Source organism: Mycolicibacterium brisbanense (genome assembly GCF_001570425.1).
Taxonomy (GTDB): domain Bacteria; phylum Actinomycetota; class Actinomycetes; order Mycobacteriales; family Mycobacteriaceae; genus Mycobacterium; species Mycobacterium brisbanense.
In genome coordinates this window covers 183938-201292 of the sequence record NZ_BCSX01000019.1, presented here as the reverse complement: position 1 = coordinate 201292, position 17355 = coordinate 183938, and the positions used below count along the sequence as shown (strand labels likewise).

The window sequence follows — 17355 nt, the reverse complement described above, 5'->3', positions numbered from 1 at the left end:
AACTAGACAGAGATTAGAACACGTTTTAATTTGTGTCGAGCAGCGCCGAGCTGCAGACGCTGGACCAGGGCAGCGATATTTTTGTAACCTGTTCTAGTTATGAGCGAAGGAAGAGAGGCTCCGGTGACGGATGAGCCGCTGGGCAGCCACGTGCTCGAATTGCAGGTTGCCGCGGTCATCGAGGAGACGGCCGACGCACGCTCCCTGGTGTTCGCGGTGCCCGCCGGGTCAGAGGTGCCTACCGAGCGGTTGCGGTACTCCCCCGGCCAGTTCCTGACACTGCGCGTCCCCAGCGACCGCACAGGTTCGGTGGCCCGCTGCTATTCACTGTCCAGTTCGCCGGTCACCGACGATCAGCTGACCGTCACCGTCAAGCGCACCGTCGACGGATACGCCTCGAACTGGCTCTGCGACAACGCCCACGCCGGCATGCGGATGCATGTGCTCGCGCCGTCGGGCACCTTCGTGCCCAAGGATCTCAACGCCGATCTGCTCCTGCTCGCGGCAGGCAGCGGCATCACCCCGATGATGGCGATCTGCAAGTCGGCACTGGCCGAAGGCACCGGCAAAGTGGTGCTGATCTACGCCAACCGGGACGAGAACTCGATCATCTTCGCCGCCACCTTGCGAGAGCTGGCCGCCAAGTACCCCGACCGGCTCACCGTCGTGCACTGGCTGGAATCGGTGCAGGGACTGCCCAGCGCGGCCGCGCTGGCCGGCCTCGCCGCGCCCTTCACCGGTAGCGACGCCTTCATCTGCGGGCCGGGGCCGTTCATGTCCGCCGCCGAGGAAGCGCTGCGCCAGGCCGGAACACCCGGCGAACGCATCCACATCGAGGTGTTCAAATCACTGGACTCGGACCCGTTCGCGGCGGTTGTGATCGCCGAGGATGACAGCGACGAGGGTCCGGCCACCGCGATCGTGACACTCGACGGCACGACACACGAAATCCGTTGGCCGCGCTCGGCAAAACTGCTCGACGTGCTTTTGGACAAGGGTCTCGACGCGCCGTTCTCCTGCCGTGAGGGACACTGCGGTGCGTGCGCGGTGCTCAAGAAGTCCGGGGACGTCGAGATGGCGGTCAACGACGTGCTGGAGCCATCCGATCTCGAAGAAGGCCTGATCCTCGGGTGCCAGGCCACGCCGGTGTCCGATTCGGTCGAAGTCACCTACGACGAGTAGCGAGCGGATACCTTTCTTGACGATGACCACGAACAGGCTCACCGCAGCGAGTGCGGCCACCGTGCTGACCGCAGCGGCGCTGGCGTTTCCGGCGTCGGCCACAGCGGCGTCGAACTCGGCCGTCACGTCCATCCCCAGCCCGCAGGGCGACATCGAGATGCACGTCACCGCGAACTGCGCGGGCACCGTGTGCACGTTCAGCACGCAGGCCAACCTGCTGACACCCGACGGGCCCATCGGGTTCCCCGGCGATGCGTGGGCACGGCAGACCATCACACTCCGCAGCATGGACCGCAATGTCTGGCAGGAAGTGTCGTACAGCGCACCGTCGGGCACGCCGCGCGAGATCAAGGGCGCCAATCACGACAACGTGCTGTCCAAGCAGCTCAAGTCGATCAACAACTCCGAGATCTCGGTGACCACCTTCGGCGGCGGCCCGATCGAGCGCTTCCAGGTCGACGGTGAGTCGACACCCACCGACTGGGCCACCGGGCAGCCGAATACCAAGGCCGACTTCATCGCGTGCTCGGACATCCAGGTGGTCTTCGGCGGCGTCAACCTCTCGACGCCGACCGCCTGCGCGCAGACCAGGTTCTGACCCCTCTGCGCGAGCAGACAGTCAGGTACCGGACGATCGGCGTGTCGCGGACCTTGACGTCTGCTCGCGCGAAGAAGTCCTAGCGCGGCAGACCCAGCAGCCGCTCACCGGCCAGGGTCAGCAGGATCTGTTCGGTACCACCGGCGATGGTCAGGCAGCGGGTGTTGAGGAAGTCGTGCACCTCGCGGTTGATCACCGCACCGCCGCCGTCGGACAGCTCCATGCGGAACTCGGCGAGCACCTGCCGGTAGCGCACCCCGATGAGCTTGCGGGCACTGGCCTGTGGGCCCGGATCCTGTCCACCCACCGCCAGCACCGCGATGCGCTGATCCAGCAGCGAACCCACCTGGGCCGCCAGGATCAGCCTGCCGAGGCGGTCCTCGTCGGCCGGGTCGACGTCCAATGTGTTGAGCGTGCGGAGCAGCTCCTCCATCGGATTGCCCAGTGCCGTACCGCCTGCCATGGCGACGCGCTCGTTGGCCAGCGTCGTGCGGGCCAGGCGCCAGCCGTCGTTGACGGTTCCGACCACCATCTCGTCGGGCACGAACACATCGTCGAAGAACACCTCGTTGAACAGTTCGTCGCCGGTGATCTCCCGCAACGGCCGGATCACGATGCCGGGCGTCTTCATGTCGACCAGGAAGTAGGTGATGCCCTTGTGCTTCGGAGCGTCGGCGTCGGTTCTGGCCAGGCAGACACCCCAGTGCGCCTTCTGCGCGGCCGAGGTCCACACCTTCTGCCCGGTGAGCTTCCACCCCGGCTCGCCGTTGGGGCCTTGTGCGCGAACGGCTTTGGTGCGCAACGCAGCCAGGTCCGAACCGGCGCCCGGCTCCGAGAACAACTGGCACCACGTCAGCTCACCGCGCAGTGTCGGGGGCACGAACTGCTCGACCTGCGCGGGGCTGCCGTGCTCGAGGATCGTGGGCACCGCCCACCACCCGATGACCAGATCGGGACGATCCACGCCGGCCGCGGCCAGCTCCTGGTCGATCAGCAACTGCTCGGCCGGAGAAGCGTTGCGGCCGTAGGGACGTGGCCAATGCGGCGCCAACAGCCCGGAGTCGGCCAGCGCGACCTGGCGCTGCTCGACGGGCAGAGCAGCCACCTCGGCGACCGCCGCCGCGATCTCCGGACGCAGACCGGCCACCGAGTCCAGATCGATGCGCAGCTCGCGCCGGATCCCCTGCCGCGTCAGCGCACCGACCCGGCGCAGCCACCGGCGATGTCCCCCTAGGGCGTGCGAGATGCCGTATGCGCGACGCAGATACAGGTGGGCATCGTGTTCCCAGGTGATGCCGATGCCACCCAGCACCTGGATGCAGTCCTTGGCGTTGGCCACCGCGGCATCGATGCCCGCGGTCGCGGCGACCGCCGCGGCGACGGACAGCTGCCGCTCATCGTTCTCGGCGGCGGCTGTGGCGGCGTCGGCGGCCGCCACAGCAGCTTGCTCGGAGCGCAGCAGCATCTCGGCGCACATGTGCTTGATGGCCTGGAAGCTGCCGATCGGCTTGCCGAACTGCTCGCGCACCTTGGCGTATTCGGTCGCGGTCTGCAGTGCCCAGCGGGCCAGCCCGGCCGCCTCGGCGGCCAGCACGGTCGCCGCGAGGTCTTCGAACCTCTGCTGCGACACCGCAAGCACCGTGGCGGGCGCGGAGTCCAGCACCACCCGCGCCAGTGGGATCGAGAAGTCGGTGGCAGGCAGCGGTTCGACCGTCACGCCCGCAGCCGTGGCATCGATCAGCACCACCTGCTCGCCCGAGGGCAGCACCAGCAGTCCGGCGCCGTCGGCGCCCAGCACATGGTCGGCCGTACCGGATACGCGATCCCCGTCGAGCCGCACGTCGGTGCTCAGCGCGACGCCCGCGGTGCGCTCGCCCGACATCAGAGCCTCCAGGACCGACTCGTCGGCGACGAGCAGGGTTACCAGGGCCGTGGTTGCTACGGGCCCCGGAACGAGCGCCGCGGCGGCCTCGTCGAGCATCGCGCACAGGTCCTCGACGCTGCCGCCGGCACCGCCGTGCTCTTCTCCGACGGCGACACCGAAGATCCCTAGTTCGGCGAACCGCCGATACGTCGCGCGCCACGCATCCGGGTCGTGTTCTCCGTCACGTATAGCGGCGATCGAGCCGGACGCCGTCGCCCAGCTTCGAACCAGGTCGCGGGCGGCAAACTGCTCGTCGGTGACAGTGGCTGACACGATCGGCTCCTACCTGCAGTGCGAGAAGTCCACGCTTCTCACTAGAACGTGTTCTAATAGTGACAGTGTTCGACCGTCAAGTCGAACGGCATTGCAGCAGGACACGTCGATGTCCAACCAACAAAGACGTGAGAAAAAGGAGACCGGCGTGCGTATCGTTTCCGATGGAGTACGCGGTACGAAGGAGTCGCCAACAACATGTCCGGCTTATCTCAGCCAGCACGCAACGAGCAGTCCGCCGGGGCGGACTCGCGCCCGCGTGAGGTCATGACCGTGGCGGTCCTCGCCGAGTCCGAATTGGGCTCCGAAGCACAGCGGGAGCGTCGCAAGCGCATCCTCGACGCCACCCTGGCCATCGCGTCCAAGGGCGGGTACGAGGCCGTCCAGATGCGGGCGGTTGCCGAACGCGCCGACGTCGCGGTCGGCACGCTGTACCGCTACTTCCCGTCGAAGGTCCACCTGCTCGTCTCGGCGCTGGGCCGCGAGTTCGAACGCATCGACGCCAAGACCGACCGGGCCGCGCTGTCGGGCGGCACACCGTATCAGCGGCTGAACTTCATGGTCGGCAAGCTCAACCGGGCCATGCAGCGCAATCCCCTGCTCACCGAAGCCATGACCAGGGCGTTCGTCTTTGCCGACGCGTCGGCCGCGGGCGAGGTGGACCACGTGGGCAAGCTCATGGACTCGATGTTCGCGCGCGCGATGAGCGACGGCGAGCCGACCGAGGACCAGTACCACATCGCCCGGGTGATCTCCGATGTGTGGCTCTCCAACCTGTTGGCCTGGCTGACCCGGCGCGCCTCGGCGACCGATGTCGGCAAGCGGCTGGACCTCGCGGTGCGACTGCTGATCGGTGACGGGGACCAACCTAAGATCTGACGCGTGAGCGCGTTACCGGCCGACCTGACCCAGGCACTCGCGGTGGCGGCTCGCGCCGACCGGCTGCTGATCACCTCGGATTTCGACGGCACGCTCTCCCCCATCGTCAACAATCCCGCCGACGCGCGCCCGCTGCCCGATGCCGCGGCTACCCTCGTCGCGCTCGCCGAACTACCCGGCACCGCCACGGCGCTGATCTCCGGGCGCGCGCTGAGCGTGCTGCGCGAGCTGTCGGGGATGCCCGCGGCGGTCCACATGATCGGCAGCCACGGCGCCGAGTTCGACACCGGCTTCGCCCATCCGATCGACACGGCGTTGCTGGCGACCATCACCGCCGAACTCGAGGCGATCGCCGCCGACCGGCCCGGGACGGCCGTCGAGACCAAACCCGCCAGCGTCGCCCTGCACGTGCGCAACGCCGCGCCTGCCGATGCCGAAGCCGCTCTGGCCCAGGCCCGCACGGCGGCGAAGGCCTGGCCGGCCGAGTTGACCGAGGGCAAGGCGGTCCTCGAGTTCGCCGTGATCTCGACCGACAAGGGCGAGGCGATCGACATCCTGCGCAAGGAGTTCGACGCGTCGGTGGTGGTGTACTTCGGCGACGACGTCACCGACGAGAAGGCGTTCCGCAGGCTCGGTCCATCCGATGTCGGGGTCAAGGTCGGTTCGGGTGACACGCGAGCCGGCTACCGCGTGCAGCAGCCGGAAGACGTTGCGGCAGCCCTGAAATACCTCCTGGACGCGCGCGGCGCCTAGGCGGGCGGGCCCGAGGTACGGCCGCGCACCACTTCGGTGTCGAGCACCTCGACCACCGGAAGCCCGGAGCGCGGCGGGTTGTGCAGCAACTGACCTGCGCGACGGCCCTTCTCCACGCTCGACTGCACCACCGTGGTCAGGCCGCGGCGCACGGCGTCGGGAATCCCGTCGAACCCGGTGACCGTCATCTGCCCGGGAACGTAAACCCCATGCGCGCGTAGGTAATCCATCGCCGACAGGGCCAGCACGTCGGCTGTGCACATCAGCGCGGTGATCAACGGATTGGCGGCCAGCGCCACCTCTGCGGCCAATCCGCCCGAGGTCGGCAGGTGCTCGTAGCTCTCCACCACGGTCAACGATTCGGGGTTCAGCCCGGCCGCGCTCATGGCGTCGTACACCCCGTGGATACGCTCACGCTGCACGTGAAAGTGCGGGCTCTGCACCCGATCCGGCTGCGCCACTGCCGGTTTGCCGCTCGGGTTCGGCCAGTCGCGCCCCAACCGCATGGTGAGCAGCCCGATGTCGCGGTGGCCCAGTTCCAGCACGTGCTCGGCCAACCGGCGCATGGAACCCCGATCGTCGATGCCGACCCGTGAGACCGCGGGCACATCCTTGGGCTGGTCCACCACCACCATCGGCAGGTGCCGCTGCTCCACCACAGGCAGATACGGGTCGTCGTCTGAGGCCGAGTACACCACGAAGCCGTCGACCCCCGCGGAAAGCACCGCGGCCGAACCCTCTTCGAAGCTGCGATTCGGCCCTACCGCGACCAACAACAGGCCCTGCCCGGCCGCCTCACACGATTCGGCCAGTCCGGCAACGAAATCGAGCGCGGCCGGATCTCTGAACGAATAATTGAGCGGTTCGGTGATCACCAGGCCCACCGCCCCGGCCTTGCGGGTCCGCAGCGACCGCGCCACCGGGTCGGGCCCGGCGTAGCCGAGCCGCTTGGCGGCGTCGAAGATGCGCTCCCGCAGATCCGCCGACAACTGATCGGGACGGTTGTAGGCGTTGGAGATCGTGGTGCGAGAGACGTTGAGCTCCGCGGCCAGTGAGGCCAGGGTTGCCCGCCGCGGCGGATGGGGGCTCCTTGGCATGCTTTCTGAGGCTAGCCGATCAGTGCGCCGGTCTCGCGTGCGGCACGCGCCGCCAGCCATACCGCCAGCCAGAAGACGCACGCGATGGTGACGATGAGGAAGCTCGGCGGCATGTTGAACACCGCCGACACCGCCAATCCGACCCACACCGACACCAAGCTGATCCCGGTCGAGATCGCCATGGCCAGTATCGGCTTGGCGGTCAGCATGATCGCCGTCGCCGCCGGGGTGACGACGAGCGCGAACAACAGCAACGTACCGACGGCTTGCACCGCCATGGTGACCGCGACCCCCAGCAGCGCCATGAACACGATCGACAACGCTTTCACCGGAACACCTTTGGCTTCGGCGACCGGAGCGTTGACCGACGCGAACAACAGCGGCCGGTAGATGAACACCATCGTGGCGGCCAGCACCACGAGTAGCACGGTGAAGGTCGACAGCTGATCACCGGTGATGGCCAGCAGATTGCCGAACAGCACATTGGTCATGGTCGACGAATTCTTGGTGGCCAGCGAGTTGAAGAAAAGCCCGAATCCGGTGGCCAGGGCCAGCACTGTGCCGGTCGCGACCTCGCGGTCGCCCGCGCGTTTCCCGAGCGCCCCGATGACCAGCGCCCCGCCGACACAGAACACCCCGAGCCCGAACCCGACCGGCAGCCCCAGCAGGAACGCTCCGGTGGCGCCGGGCAGCCCGATATGGGCCAGCGCGTGCGCCGCGAACGCGGTGTTGCGCACGATGATGAAGTAGCCGATCAGCCCGGCGGCCAACGCCACCAGCGTCCCGCCGATCAGGGCATTGCGCATGAACGCCGACGTGAGGATCTGCCACCAGTTCTGCTGGTAGCCCATCGCCACAATCGTCACTACCCGCTCCTCATGTACATCTTGCCCTGCAGCGTGTTGGCCACCTGGACCTTCGTCCCGTAGAGGTGGGTCAGCAGGTCGGCGTCGACCACCTCATCGATGGCAGCGTAGTGAGCATGCCCGTCGAGCAGGTAGATGGCACTGTCGAGGACCGACAGCAGCGGGTTGAGATCATGCGCGACGACGAGAATGGTCACCGACAGCTCAGCGTTCAAGCGGGACAGCAGCTGCACGATCTCGTGCTGGTTGCGCAGATCCAGCGCGGCCAGGGGTTCGTCGAGGATCAGCATCTTCGGATGGCCCACAAGTGCGTTGGCCAGCGCGATGCGTTGCCGCTGGCCGCCCGAGAGCTGTGACAGCCGCCGGTCGGCGAACTCGTCCGCCTCGACCCATGTCAGCGCCTCGGCGACCCGCGCCCGGTCCGCCTCGGTGGTGCGGCGCAGTCCCCAGCGCCTGCCGGTGAGCCCCAGCATCACCGCATCGCGGGCTCGGATCGCCTCGCCTGCCCCGGCGACGTAGTCCTGCGGCACGTAGCCGATCAGGTCGTTGTTGTCTCCGGGCTTGCCGCCCAGCACCCGCACGGACCCCGACGCCATCGGCAGCAGCCCCAGCACGACCTGCAGCATGGTCGACTTGCCGGAGCCGTTCGACCCGATCAGCGCGACGATGCCGCCTGCGGGTATCGAGAAGGTGCCCTCCGACCAGATCAGCCGTCCGCCGCGCACCACGCTGACATCGTCGAAGACCAGTGCGGGTTCGTCGTTATGACTGGACACCAAGAGCCTTGGCCAGTGCGGTGAGTTGGTCCACCTGCCAAGCCTCGAACGACTTCGCGCCCGGCGCCACTGTTTCGGTCACATCCACCACCGGAATACCGGCTTTCTCTGCGGCGGCGCGGATCTGCTGCGGCAGCGAGCCTTCGGTCTGGGTGTTGTAGATCAGGACGTCGACGCCCTTGGAGTCGAGAAGGCGCAGGAAGGCGTCCAGATCGGCAGGCGACGGGTCGGATTCGTTTGACGTCGCCACCTGATAGCCCGCGGGGGTGCGGTCGCTCAGGCCCACCGCGGAGGCCATGTCGTCGAAGACGGTTTCGGTGGCGGCGTAGGTCTTGCCCGCGGCCTTGGCCTTGATGGTGTCGATGAGCTGCGTGTACGGCTTCATCTCGTCGGTGAACGCCGCGCGCCTGCCGGTGAAGTAGTCCTTGGCCTGCGGGGCCAGCTCGCCGAGCTTGGCGGTGACGGCGTCGGCCAGGGCGGTCACCGTGGCCGGCCGGTACCAGGCGTGCGGGTTGGTGCCGCCGCCCTGGGTTTTGTCGAGATCCAGCGCGTTGACGACGGGTGCGCCCGATGCCGAACTCGCGGCGAGCTTGGCCGCCCACTCGTCGTAGTGGCCGCCGTTGATGACCACCAGTTGGGCGCCGGCGAACTTGGCCGCATCCGATGGGGACGGTTCGTAGTCGTGCGGGTCGACCGACGAGCTGGCCAGCACCGTGGTGACCTTCGCACATGCCCCGCCCAGGTCCGAGACGATGTCGCCCCACTGGTCGACGCTGACCACGACGTTCAGCGGGGTGGCCGGGCAGTCGCCGGCGGCGTTGCCCGCAGGGGTCTTCTCCGAGCCGCATGCGGCGAGGGCGAAGGGGACGGTGAGCACCAGGCCGGCGGCCAGGGTGCGGAGCTTGAGGTTCACGAGCCGAGTCACGGCGATAACGATAACCGTTTGCATTAAACGGCGCGCAGCCGGATAGTTATTGAAAATGATTTCCAATTAGGAGTGCGATGTCCGAACGTCTGCCCGTCACCGTCCTGTCCGGCTTCCTCGGCGCAGGCAAGACCACCCTGCTCAACCACATCCTGGCCAACCGGGAGGGCAGACGCGTCGCGGTCATCGTCAACGACATGAGCGAGGTCAACATCGACGCCGCTCTCATCGCCGGCGAAGGACACCTGGACCGCACACAGGAGAAGCTCGTCGAGCTCACCAACGGCTGCATCTGCTGCACGCTGCGCGAAGACCTCATCGAGGCGGTCGGCGAGCTGGCCCGGCAGAACCGGTTCGACCAGCTCGTCATCGAGTCCACCGGCATCTCCGAGCCCATGCCCGTCGCCGCGACCTTCAGCTGGGAATTCGACGACGGTTCCAGCCTCGGTCAACTGGCGCGGCTCGACACCCTGGTGACCGTCGTGGACGCGTCGACGTTTCTGACAGAACTCGCCCGCGGCGAGGCACTCGCCGACCGCGACATGACGGCAGGCCCGGGAGACGCGCGCAGCGTCGCCGACCTGCTCGTCGACCAGGTCGAGTTCGCCGACGTCATCCTGCTCAACAAGACCGACCTGGTCGGCGAGCAGCGCCTCGGCGCGGTCGAGACCGTGGTGCGCCGGCTCAACCCGACCGCCAGACTGATCCACACCGACCACGGCGTGGTCGATCTCGACGAGGTGCTCGACACCGGCCGCTTCGATCCCATCGCCGCGGCCGAGGCGCCCGGCTGGGACGAAGAGATCGCCTCCGGACACACCCCCGAGACCGAGGAGTACGGCATCGGGTCGATGACGTTCCGCGCCGACCGGCCGTTTCACCCGTACCGTCTCGCGGCTGCGCTCGACCAGATCACCGGCCTGCTACGCAGCAAGGGTTTCTGCTGGATCGCCAGCCGACCCTCGATCGCCGCGATCTGGTCGCAGGCCGGGCCGAATCTCGTCATCGAACCCGCGCAGTTCTGGTCCCGCACCGAGCTGGCGCCGAGCCAGGAGATCGTCTTCATCGGCATCCGGATCGACCGGGACGGGCTGCAGGCGCTGCTGCGCAACGCCCTGCTGACCGACGACGAGCTGGCCTCCGGAGAACAGGCCTGGCTGCGGTACCCCGACCCGCTGCCGGAGTGGAGCGTCACGCACGTGCACGCCCCTTAGGCTCGATGCGTGCCCGAGCATGCCTTCAGCCCGCCCGAACGGAAGGCCGTCTACCGCGCCATCACCGAGCGCCGCGACATGCGCCGGTTCGTGCCGGGCAGCTCGGTGACCACCGAGGTCCTCGGCAGGCTGCTGCAGGCCGCGCACGCCGCACCCAGTGTCGGCCTCATGCAGCCGTGGCGGTTCATCCGGATCACCGACACCGGACTGCGCCACAAGATTCACGCCCTGGTCGACGAGGAGCGCATGCGTACCGCCGACGCGCTCGGGCCCCGCGCCGCGGAGTTCCTCGCGCTGAAGGTGGAAGGTGTCCTCGACTGCGCGGAGCTGTTCGTGATCGCACTCGGTGACGACCGCGAACGCCATGTGTTCGGGCGACGCACCATGCCGCACATGGACCTGGCCTCGGTGTCGTGCGCCATCCAGAACATGTGGCTGGCCGCGCGCGCCGAAGGGCTCGGCATGGGCTGGGTGTCGATCTTCGAGCCGGCTCGGCTCGCCGAGTTGCTCGACATGCCCGACGCCGCCGAACCCATCGCCATCCTCTGTCTCGGGCCGGTACCGGACTTCCCGGACCGGCCGGTGCTGGAGATCGAGCACTGGACCTCGGCGCGTCCGCTGCCCGAATTCGTCTCCGAGAACGGCTGGCCACGCTGATGCCCGCCACGGTCGACCTCAACGCCGATCTGGGCGAAGGCTTTGCGGTGTGGCAGCTCGGCGACGACGAAGCCATGTTGGGCGTCGTCACGAGCGCCAACCTGGCGTGCGGCTTCCACGCCGGGGATCCGGCGCTGCTGCTGCGCACGTGCCGCGCGGCCGCCGACTCCGGCGTGCGGGTCGGAGCGCAGGTGAGCTACCGCGACCTGGCCGGGTTCGGCAGACGGTTCATCGACGTCGAGGCCGAGGAATTGACCGCTGATGTGATCTATCAGATCGGCGCGTTACAGGCCATCGCCCACGCGGCTGGCGCCGCGGTGAGCTACGTCAAACCCCATGGCGCGCTGTACAACACGATCGTGCACCACACCGAACAGGCCGCGGCCGTCGCGGCGGCCGTACACGCCGTCGACCCCACGCTGCCGGTGCTCGGATTGTCCGGGTCGGCGTTCTTCGCCGAGGCCACGCAGTTGGGGCTACGGACCGTCGCCGAGGCGTTCGCCGACCGCGCCTACCAGCCCGACGGCACACTGGTGTCGCGTCGCGAGCCCGGCGCGGTGCTGCACGACCCAGCAGAGATCGCTGACCGCGTCCTCACGATGGTCGGTGAGGGCAGGGTCCGGGCCGTCGACGGGTCGACCATCGACGTGAGTGTGGAATCCGTTTGCGTGCACGGTGATTCGCCGGGGGCCGTGCAGATCGCGCGAGCCGTGCGGCAGCGGTTGACCGCCGCGGGAGTGCAGCTACAGGCGTTCAGCTAGTCAGCTCATAGCGGATCAGCCGTGCGCTGTTGGCGACCACCGCCACCGACGACGCGTTGTGCAGCACCGCCGCGAGCACCGGCGACAGCGCGCCGCCCGCTGCGCCTTGGGGGTTGACAAGTCGGGTATGCATCAATTCGCACGAGAGAATTCACAGCCAGGGCTGGCATGATGACCGCCGTGGCGGTGAAGTCGGAGGCGACGCGAAAGCGGTTGGGGTCCATGCCCATCCTCGTCATCGGCATCATCGCACTGGCGCTGGCGGGTGGTCCCGCACACGATTTCGTTCAGCGCACGCCGAAGGTGGCGACGGCAGCCACGGTGTTCTGCGGCGTGTTCGTGCAGGCCCTGCCGTTTCTCGCGCTCGGTGTGGTGATCAGCGGCCTGATCGCGGTATTCGTGACGCCGGACCGGCTGGCCCGGTGGCTGCCCCGGCGCACCAGTCTGGCAATCCTGGCTGCCGGCGTCGGCGGCGCGGCGCTGCCCGGCTGTGAGTGCGGGTCGGTGCCGGTCGCGCGCAGACTGTTCAGCGACGGCGCCGTCGGCGCGGCCGCGCTGACCTTCATGCTCGCCGCTCCGGCGATCAACCCCGTCGTCCTGGTGGCGACCGCGGTCGCGTTCCCCGGTCACCCCGAGATGGTCGTGGCACGGTGCACAGCTTCGCTGGCAACGGCGCTCGTCATGGGTGCGGCCTGGTCGCGGTTCGGCAAACCGGAGTGGATCACCAAGCGCCTGCCGATGACTCACCACGGCAGCGGCTCGAAGTGGGTGGTGTTCATCGAGGCCGCGCGCCACGATTTCCTCACCGCGTGCGCCTACCTGGTGATCGGTGCGACCGCCGCGGGTGCACTGCACGTGCTGGTGCCGGCATGGGTGTACCAGCATCTGGCCGGCCACCTGGTGCTCGGCGTGATGACCATGGCGTTGCTCGCGGTGGTATTGGCGTTGTGCTCTGAGGCCGACGCGTTCGTCGCCGCCAGCCTGACCATGTTGCCGTTGTTGCCCCGGCTGGTGTTCCTGGTCGTCGGGCCCGCGGTCGACCTCAAACTGTTCGCCATGCAGGCCGGCATGTTCGGCAGGCCGTTCGCCGTCCGGTTCTCCACATCCACACTCGTCGTGGCCACCCTGGTGGCCACCGGGGTGGGCGCGCTCGTGCTGGGGCCGCAATGAGCCGCGAGACCGAGAACGCGCTGCTGCTTTTGATCGGCGTCAGCACGGGCATCGTCACCGTCACCGGCAGCTTCACGCGCTACGTCAAACCGACCCTGCAGCCGTACCTCATCGCCACATCTGTGCTGCTCATCGTGCTGGCCCTGGCGGCGATCGTGCGCGACATCCGCCACGGCCCGGATCACGCTCACGAGCACGACCACGAGCACGACCACCGCAGCGGTACAGCCTGGCTGCTGCTGATTCCGATCGCCCTGCTGGCCTTCGTGGTACCGCCGGCCATCCGCCCGGACGCGACGACGGTCGCCGCGGTGTCCACCGATGTGCTGCGGCGCCCCTTCGCGCCATTGCCCGCCGGAACCCCCGAGGTCTCACTGCCGGATGTGCTCATTCGGATCGCCCAGGACACCGCGGGCACGCTCGACAACCGCACCATCAAGGTCACCGGCTTCACGATGCACGACGGCGAGCACACCTACCTGGCCCGCATCGTCATCATCTGCTGCGCGGCCGATGCGCAGCTGGCACGCATCGGGCTCACCGGCCCCGCCGCCGCGAGCGTCGCGGGCTATCCGGAGAACACCTGGGTCACGATCGAAGGCAGTGTGCCTGCGGGACAGAATGATTCGAGCCGGGCCAGCATACCGAACATGACTGTGCTGACCGCGACGCGCACCGATCCGCCTGCCCATCAGTACGCCTACTGACGGCGGCAGGCCAGCGCGCAGTCGCCGCAGTACGAACCACCGGGGACGCGGTAGAACAGACAGCAACTGCGGCGCGTGAACTGCAGTCCGGTCATCGTGCCGGTTCCGACGAGATCGCCTGTCGCCAGCAGTGTTTCCGTCAGCGCGACGGTCTCGGCCCGCACCTGTGGTCGCGCGCTGACCAGCTGACTTGCCGCCGCCACGAGGGCGGCCGCGGCGTTTCCGTACAGGAGGCGTGGCGCCATCTTGACGCGCAGGCCTGCGGCCAACGGCTCCAGATGCTGCTCGACCACCAACGTATACAACTGGCGGGCAACGCCGTTCGGGTCCACTGGTCGCCCGGTCGGCACAGGCAGCCTGAGTTCCGTTGCGGTATCCCGGCGTTGAAGATCGGTGAGGTCGGGGACGACACCGTGAGCAATCGCAGTCGCGAGTGCAGGCGACCACAGCCGCGAGGCGTGGCTGAACTGGACCAGAGATGCGCCGATCCGCAGGTCGGTGGTCCCGTATCCCGCTGCCGTCCGCTGAATCAGGTCGTGACAGCCCGCGTCGTAGCATCGGTGCACCGGAACCCAGCCGTCCGGATCGCCGCCCACGGTGATCGCGAAGAATCCACCGTATGCCGCGACATCGGCCAGCGCCGCACCGATGTTCACGGCGTCCTCGGCAGCACCGAGATCTGGGGCATGCCAGCGGTTTCGGTGACGGTCGCCGCGACGCCGTACACGTCGGCCAGCAGATCGGTGGTCAGCACGTCGGCCGGAGTTCCCACCCTGACCACCTTTCCACGGTCCAGCACACAGATTCGGTCGCAGTATGCCGCGGCGAGGTTGAGGTCGTGCAATGCGGCAACGACGGTGGCCCCGGTGCTTCGCAGCAGCCGCAGGGCGTCGTGCTGATGGCGCAGGTCGAGATGGTTGGTGGGTTCGTCCAGCACGATCACACCGGCGCGCTGGGTCAACGCCCGCGCGATGAGCACCCGTTGCTTCTGCCCACCGGACAACTGCCCGAACGGCGCGTCGTGCAGTTCGGCGAGATCGAGATCGGTCAACGCCGCTTCGATGATCCGGCGGTCGTCCGCGTTGTCGCCCTCGAACGACCGCTTGTACGGAGTCCTGCCCATCGCGACGACGTCGAAGACCGTCAGCTCGAAATCACCTGCGGTCTCCTGCAATACCGCCGCGACGCGCCGGGCCGCGAGCTTTCCGGGCAGCCGCCAGAGGTCATCGCCACCGACCAGCACCCGCCCCGACGACGGCCGTCGCGCGCGGTACAAGGTTCGCAGCAGCGTGGTCTTACCCGCTCCGTTCGGTCCGACGACAGCGAGCATCTCGGCGGCTGCGACCTCCAGAGAGACGTTGCGTATCAACGCCTTTCCACGTACCGACACCGAGACGTCCTCGATCGTGACGGCCGTGGTCACGCCGGAGCCTTGCGCCGCATGAGCCACAGGAAAAACGGTCCGCCCACCAGGGCCGTGAGAATGCCGACGGGAAGCTCCTCGGGCGCGGCGACGGTGCGGGCCACGATGTCACACGCCACGAGGAACGCCGCCCCGAGGAGCGCGGCAGCCGGCAGCGCCCGTCGGTGGTCGGCCCCGATCAACAGGCGCACCAGGTGGGGCATGATCAACCCCACGAATCCGATGGCACCGCTGACCGCCACCATGGCACCGACCATGAGTGCGACGACCACGAACATCGCCGCGCGGAACCGATGCACGTCCAGACCCAGCGATGCGGCGGCCTCCTCACCGGTGTAAAGCAGATTCAGCGACCTGGTGACCGCCAAAAGGGCAGCGACACCGACGAATACAACGATGGCGGGCACCCAGACCATGTGCCACGTTGTGCCGCCCAGCCCGCCGAGCAGCCACCGCACCGCGGCCTGCGCCTTGTGTGGATCGTCAGACGTCACGATCAGCAGGCTGGCCAGCGCGGAGAGCACCTCTGCCACCGCCACACCCGCCAGGATCAGCCGCACCGTCGTCATCCGGCCACCGGATCTCGCCAGGAAATACACCGCGACGAGCGCGGCCAGGGCACCGCTGAACGCCGCCAGCGGCAGCGTGATCACCTGCAGCGCACCAACTCCGGCGACCAGGACCAGGACAGCTCCGACCGATGCCCCCGAGGACACGCCCAGCAGCATCGGATCGGCGAGCGGATTGCGCACCACGGCCTGCAGCACCATTCCGCACACCGCGAGGCCCGCGCCCACCACGGCTCCCAGCACGACCCGCGGCAGCCGCGCATCGAGAACGATCGACTCGCGCACCGCGGGCCAGCTCTGCTCGACCAGGCCCGGATGGATCGCGTGCGCGATGATGGCCCACACCTGCGCGGGCGCGATGGCCACCGATCCGAGCCCGATCCCCGCCGTAACGGCGGCCAGCAGTACCGCACCGAGAATCGTGAGGACCACCCCATGGGACCGGCGGATCACGAAAACCGTTCCGGATGCAGCTGCCCGGCCAGCGACTGCACGGCGCGGGCGACCCGCACGCCCACCACCACCGAAGACAACGGGAGCACCGCGAACCGCTTGTGCTGGATCGCAGGAACATGCTGCAGCACAGGGTTTTCCATCAAAAACCGCTTCTTCTGCTCGACCGGCTGGTCGCCGTAGTCGTAGATCAGGATCACCTCGGGTGCGCGCTCGGCGAACTGCTCGAACGACACATCGGCCCAGACCTTGGGTACGTCACCGAACACGTTGACTCCGCCTGCGGCCCTGATCATCTCGTTGCCGATGCCCTTGCCCCCGGACGTGAACACCGTGGCGTCTCCGCTGTCGTACACCGCAACGGGCACGGACTGCGCCCCTCGGACTTTCGTCTCGGTGCGGGCGAGTTCTGCATGCAGCGCCTCGATCTGGCGCTCGGCGCGGTCGGAGACGCCGAAGATCCGGCCGATGCCACGAAGTTCGTCGTCCACCGTCGTCATGGTTGCCGGACCCGCAACGCAGTCCTCGATGTTCAGATAGGTGTGCACTCCGGCGCCGGCCAGGCGCTCCCGGCTGCGGCCCTCCTTCTCGTCGAACGCGCTCTCCCATCCGCCGTAGACGAAGTCCGGTTCGACCGCCAGCAGTGCTTCGTACGACGGGTACTGCTTGGCGAGCACGGGCACCGAGTCGTAGGCGCCCTGGTACTCCGGCAGGATGCGGTCGTCGAGATACGACGTGCCGACCATGGATTTTTCCAGACCGAGCGCCAGCATCGTCTCGATCGCATGCTGATTCAGAGCCACCACACGGGCCGGCGGCCGGTCGTAGGTGGTGCTGACGCCGCAATTGTCCACGGCCACCGGATATCCCGGTGCGGGGGTTGTCGATTCCGCGGTGGTCGATGCGCACCCCGATGCCAACAGCATCGACGTCAGCCCGACGACCAGCCAACGAGCAGCCACGTGCTTACGATCCTCTCCGGGGAGATCCGCCCCAGTGCTTGTGAGGTGGTGACTGCGGTGCGTATCTGGCTCTCGGGATCAGCGCACGCTGAAACCGATCACAGTGGCGGGACCGCGCCGGATTCGCACCGGCTTCCACGATCCGCAGTCGCCTATCGGTATCGAT

18 protein-coding genes, 1 pseudogene and 1 riboswitch are annotated in these 17355 nt (G+C 68.0%); of the genes and pseudogenes, 9 read left to right on the top strand and 10 right to left on the bottom strand.

Annotated elements, in window-relative coordinates; translation table 11 throughout:
- Positions 1-123: 123 nt before the first annotated feature.
- Positions 124-1182, top strand: coding sequence for a ferredoxin--NADP reductase (locus RMCB_RS08980; protein WP_062828486.1), 1059 nt, complete (start codon positions 124-126; stop codon positions 1180-1182).
- A gap of 22 nt (positions 1183-1204) precedes the next feature.
- Positions 1205-1780 (top strand): hypothetical protein, encoded by a 576-nt coding sequence (locus RMCB_RS08975; RefSeq protein ID WP_029369410.1) that lies wholly within the window; start codon positions 1205-1207, stop codon positions 1778-1780.
- A gap of 79 nt (positions 1781-1859) precedes the next feature.
- Here RMCB_RS08975 and RMCB_RS08970 read toward each other — a convergent pair whose 3' ends face one another.
- Complete coding sequence (locus tag RMCB_RS08970; RefSeq protein ID WP_062828485.1) at positions 1860-3977, bottom strand: acyl-CoA dehydrogenase family protein; 2118 nt, start codon at positions 3975-3977, stop codon at positions 1860-1862.
- 198 nt (positions 3978-4175) lie between these two features.
- Between RMCB_RS08970 and kstR the strand changes: the two genes are divergently transcribed.
- Together kstR and otsB are read left to right on the top strand one after the other, a co-directional pair.
- The gene (kstR, locus tag RMCB_RS08965) at positions 4176-4856 is read left to right on the top strand and encodes a cholesterol catabolism transcriptional regulator KstR (RefSeq protein WP_029369408.1); all 681 of its coding nucleotides are present in this window, start codon (positions 4176-4178) and stop codon (positions 4854-4856) included.
- A 3-nt stretch (positions 4857-4859) separates the two neighbouring features.
- A complete protein-coding gene (gene otsB / locus RMCB_RS08960; RefSeq protein ID WP_062828484.1) occupies positions 4860-5609 on the top strand; it encodes a trehalose-phosphatase in 750 nt (249 codons plus the stop codon).
- On the opposite strand, the gene RMCB_RS08955 is transcribed toward otsB, so the two are convergent.
- The 4 genes from RMCB_RS08955 to RMCB_RS08940 are packed head-to-tail and all read right to left on the bottom strand — an operon-like array spanning position 5606 to position 9297.
- Positions 5606-6706: an Rv3575c family transcriptional regulator gene (locus tag RMCB_RS08955; RefSeq protein WP_062828483.1), complete on the bottom strand. Its 1101-nt coding sequence runs from the start codon at positions 6704-6706 to the stop codon at positions 5606-5608. The genes otsB and RMCB_RS08955 overlap by 4 nt on opposite strands.
- Positions 6707-6717: 11 nt before the next feature.
- A complete protein-coding gene (locus RMCB_RS08950) occupies positions 6718-7557 on the bottom strand; it encodes a metal ABC transporter permease (RefSeq protein WP_062828482.1) in 840 nt (279 codons plus the stop codon).
- Positions 7558-7571: 14 nt separating this feature from the next.
- Positions 7572-8348: a metal ABC transporter ATP-binding protein gene (locus tag RMCB_RS08945; protein WP_062828481.1), complete on the bottom strand. Its 777-nt coding sequence runs from the start codon at positions 8346-8348 to the stop codon at positions 7572-7574.
- Positions 8335-9297, bottom strand: coding sequence for a metal ABC transporter solute-binding protein, Zn/Mn family (locus RMCB_RS08940; RefSeq protein ID WP_062828480.1), 963 nt, complete (start codon positions 9295-9297; stop codon positions 8335-8337). The genes RMCB_RS08945 and RMCB_RS08940 overlap by 14 nt, the downstream gene beginning before the upstream one ends.
- Positions 9298-9350: 53 nt before the next feature.
- Here RMCB_RS08940 and RMCB_RS08935 point away from each other — a divergent pair, with 53 nt between their 5' ends.
- Genes RMCB_RS08935 through RMCB_RS08925 form a run of 3 tightly spaced genes read left to right on the top strand, consistent with a single transcriptional unit; the run spans position 9351 to position 11905 of the window.
- Positions 9351-10487 carry a GTP-binding protein gene (locus RMCB_RS08935; protein WP_062828479.1) on the top strand — a complete coding sequence of 379 codons (1137 nt, stop codon included), beginning with the start codon at positions 9351-9353 and terminating at the stop codon, positions 10485-10487.
- Positions 10488-10496: 9 nt separating this feature from the next.
- A complete protein-coding gene (gene bluB, locus RMCB_RS08930; RefSeq protein WP_062828478.1) occupies positions 10497-11144 on the top strand; it encodes a 5,6-dimethylbenzimidazole synthase in 648 nt (215 codons plus the stop codon).
- A complete protein-coding gene (locus RMCB_RS08925; protein WP_062828477.1) occupies positions 11144-11905 on the top strand; it encodes a LamB/YcsF family protein in 762 nt (253 codons plus the stop codon). Before bluB ends, RMCB_RS08925 begins: the two co-directional genes overlap by 1 nt.
- On the opposite strand, the pseudogene RMCB_RS36005 reads toward RMCB_RS08925, so the two are convergent.
- Positions 11898-12005 (bottom strand): annotated as a pseudogene (locus RMCB_RS36005) (hypothetical protein); the annotation flags it as partial. The gene RMCB_RS08925 and the pseudogene RMCB_RS36005 overlap by 8 nt on opposite strands.
- A 68-nt stretch (positions 12006-12073) precedes the next feature.
- On the opposite strand from RMCB_RS36005, the gene RMCB_RS08920 reads away from it, so the two are divergent.
- Positions 12074-13075: a permease gene (locus RMCB_RS08920; RefSeq protein ID WP_062828476.1), complete on the top strand. Its 1002-nt coding sequence runs from the start codon at positions 12074-12076 to the stop codon at positions 13073-13075.
- Positions 13072-13782 (top strand): TIGR03943 family putative permease subunit, encoded by a 711-nt coding sequence (locus RMCB_RS08915; RefSeq protein ID WP_062828475.1) that lies wholly within the window; start codon positions 13072-13074, stop codon positions 13780-13782. Before RMCB_RS08920 ends, RMCB_RS08915 begins: the two co-directional genes overlap by 4 nt.
- Here the strand turns inward: RMCB_RS08915 and RMCB_RS08910 are convergent.
- The 4 genes from RMCB_RS08910 to RMCB_RS08895 are packed head-to-tail and all read right to left on the bottom strand — an operon-like array spanning position 13776 to position 17189.
- Entirely contained in the window at positions 13776-14438 is a 663-nt protein-coding gene (locus RMCB_RS08910) for a (2Fe-2S)-binding protein (RefSeq protein ID WP_062828474.1), read from the bottom strand. The genes RMCB_RS08915 and RMCB_RS08910 overlap by 7 nt on opposite strands.
- On the bottom strand, positions 14435-15205 hold the full coding sequence (locus tag RMCB_RS08905; protein ID WP_062828473.1) for an ABC transporter ATP-binding protein: 771 nt from the start codon (positions 15203-15205) through the stop codon (positions 14435-14437). The genes RMCB_RS08910 and RMCB_RS08905 overlap by 4 nt, the downstream gene beginning before the upstream one ends.
- Entirely contained in the window at positions 15202-16227 is a 1026-nt protein-coding gene (locus RMCB_RS08900) for a FecCD family ABC transporter permease (protein ID WP_062828472.1), read from the bottom strand. The genes RMCB_RS08905 and RMCB_RS08900 overlap by 4 nt, the downstream gene beginning before the upstream one ends.
- Positions 16224-17189 (bottom strand): ABC transporter substrate-binding protein, encoded by a 966-nt coding sequence (locus RMCB_RS08895; protein WP_062828471.1) that lies wholly within the window; start codon positions 17187-17189, stop codon positions 16224-16226. The genes RMCB_RS08900 and RMCB_RS08895 overlap by 4 nt, the downstream gene beginning before the upstream one ends.
- 39 nt (positions 17190-17228) lie before the next feature.
- Positions 17229-17351: riboswitch (cobalamin riboswitch) on the bottom strand.
- Positions 17352-17355 lie beyond the last annotated feature (4 nt).

Excerpts from the sequence above, each read along its gene's own strand:
- RMCB_RS08935 (WP_062828479.1), top strand. The coding sequence starts at position 9,351 with ATGTCCGAACGTCTGCCCGTCACCGTCCTGTCCGGCTTCCTCGGCGCA.
- RMCB_RS08975 (WP_029369410.1), top strand. The coding sequence starts at position 1,205 with ATGACCACGAACAGGCTCACCGCAGCGAGTGCGGCCACCGTGCTGACC.
- kstR (WP_029369408.1), top strand. The coding sequence starts at position 4,176 with ATGTCCGGCTTATCTCAGCCAGCACGCAACGAGCAGTCCGCCGGGGCG.
- RMCB_RS08920 (WP_062828476.1), top strand. The coding sequence starts at position 12,074 with ATGATGACCGCCGTGGCGGTGAAGTCGGAGGCGACGCGAAAGCGGTTG.
- RMCB_RS08955 (WP_062828483.1), bottom strand. The coding sequence starts at position 6,706 with ATGCCAAGGAGCCCCCATCCGCCGCGGCGGGCAACCCTGGCCTCACTG.
- RMCB_RS08915 (WP_062828475.1), top strand. The coding sequence starts at position 13,072 with ATGAGCCGCGAGACCGAGAACGCGCTGCTGCTTTTGATCGGCGTCAGC.
- RMCB_RS08940 (WP_062828480.1), bottom strand. The coding sequence starts at position 9,297 with ATGCAAACGGTTATCGTTATCGCCGTGACTCGGCTCGTGAACCTCAAG.
- RMCB_RS08925 (WP_062828477.1), top strand. The coding sequence starts at position 11,144 with ATGCCCGCCACGGTCGACCTCAACGCCGATCTGGGCGAAGGCTTTGCG.
- RMCB_RS08950 (WP_062828482.1), bottom strand. The coding sequence starts at position 7,557 with ATGGGCTACCAGCAGAACTGGTGGCAGATCCTCACGTCGGCGTTCATG.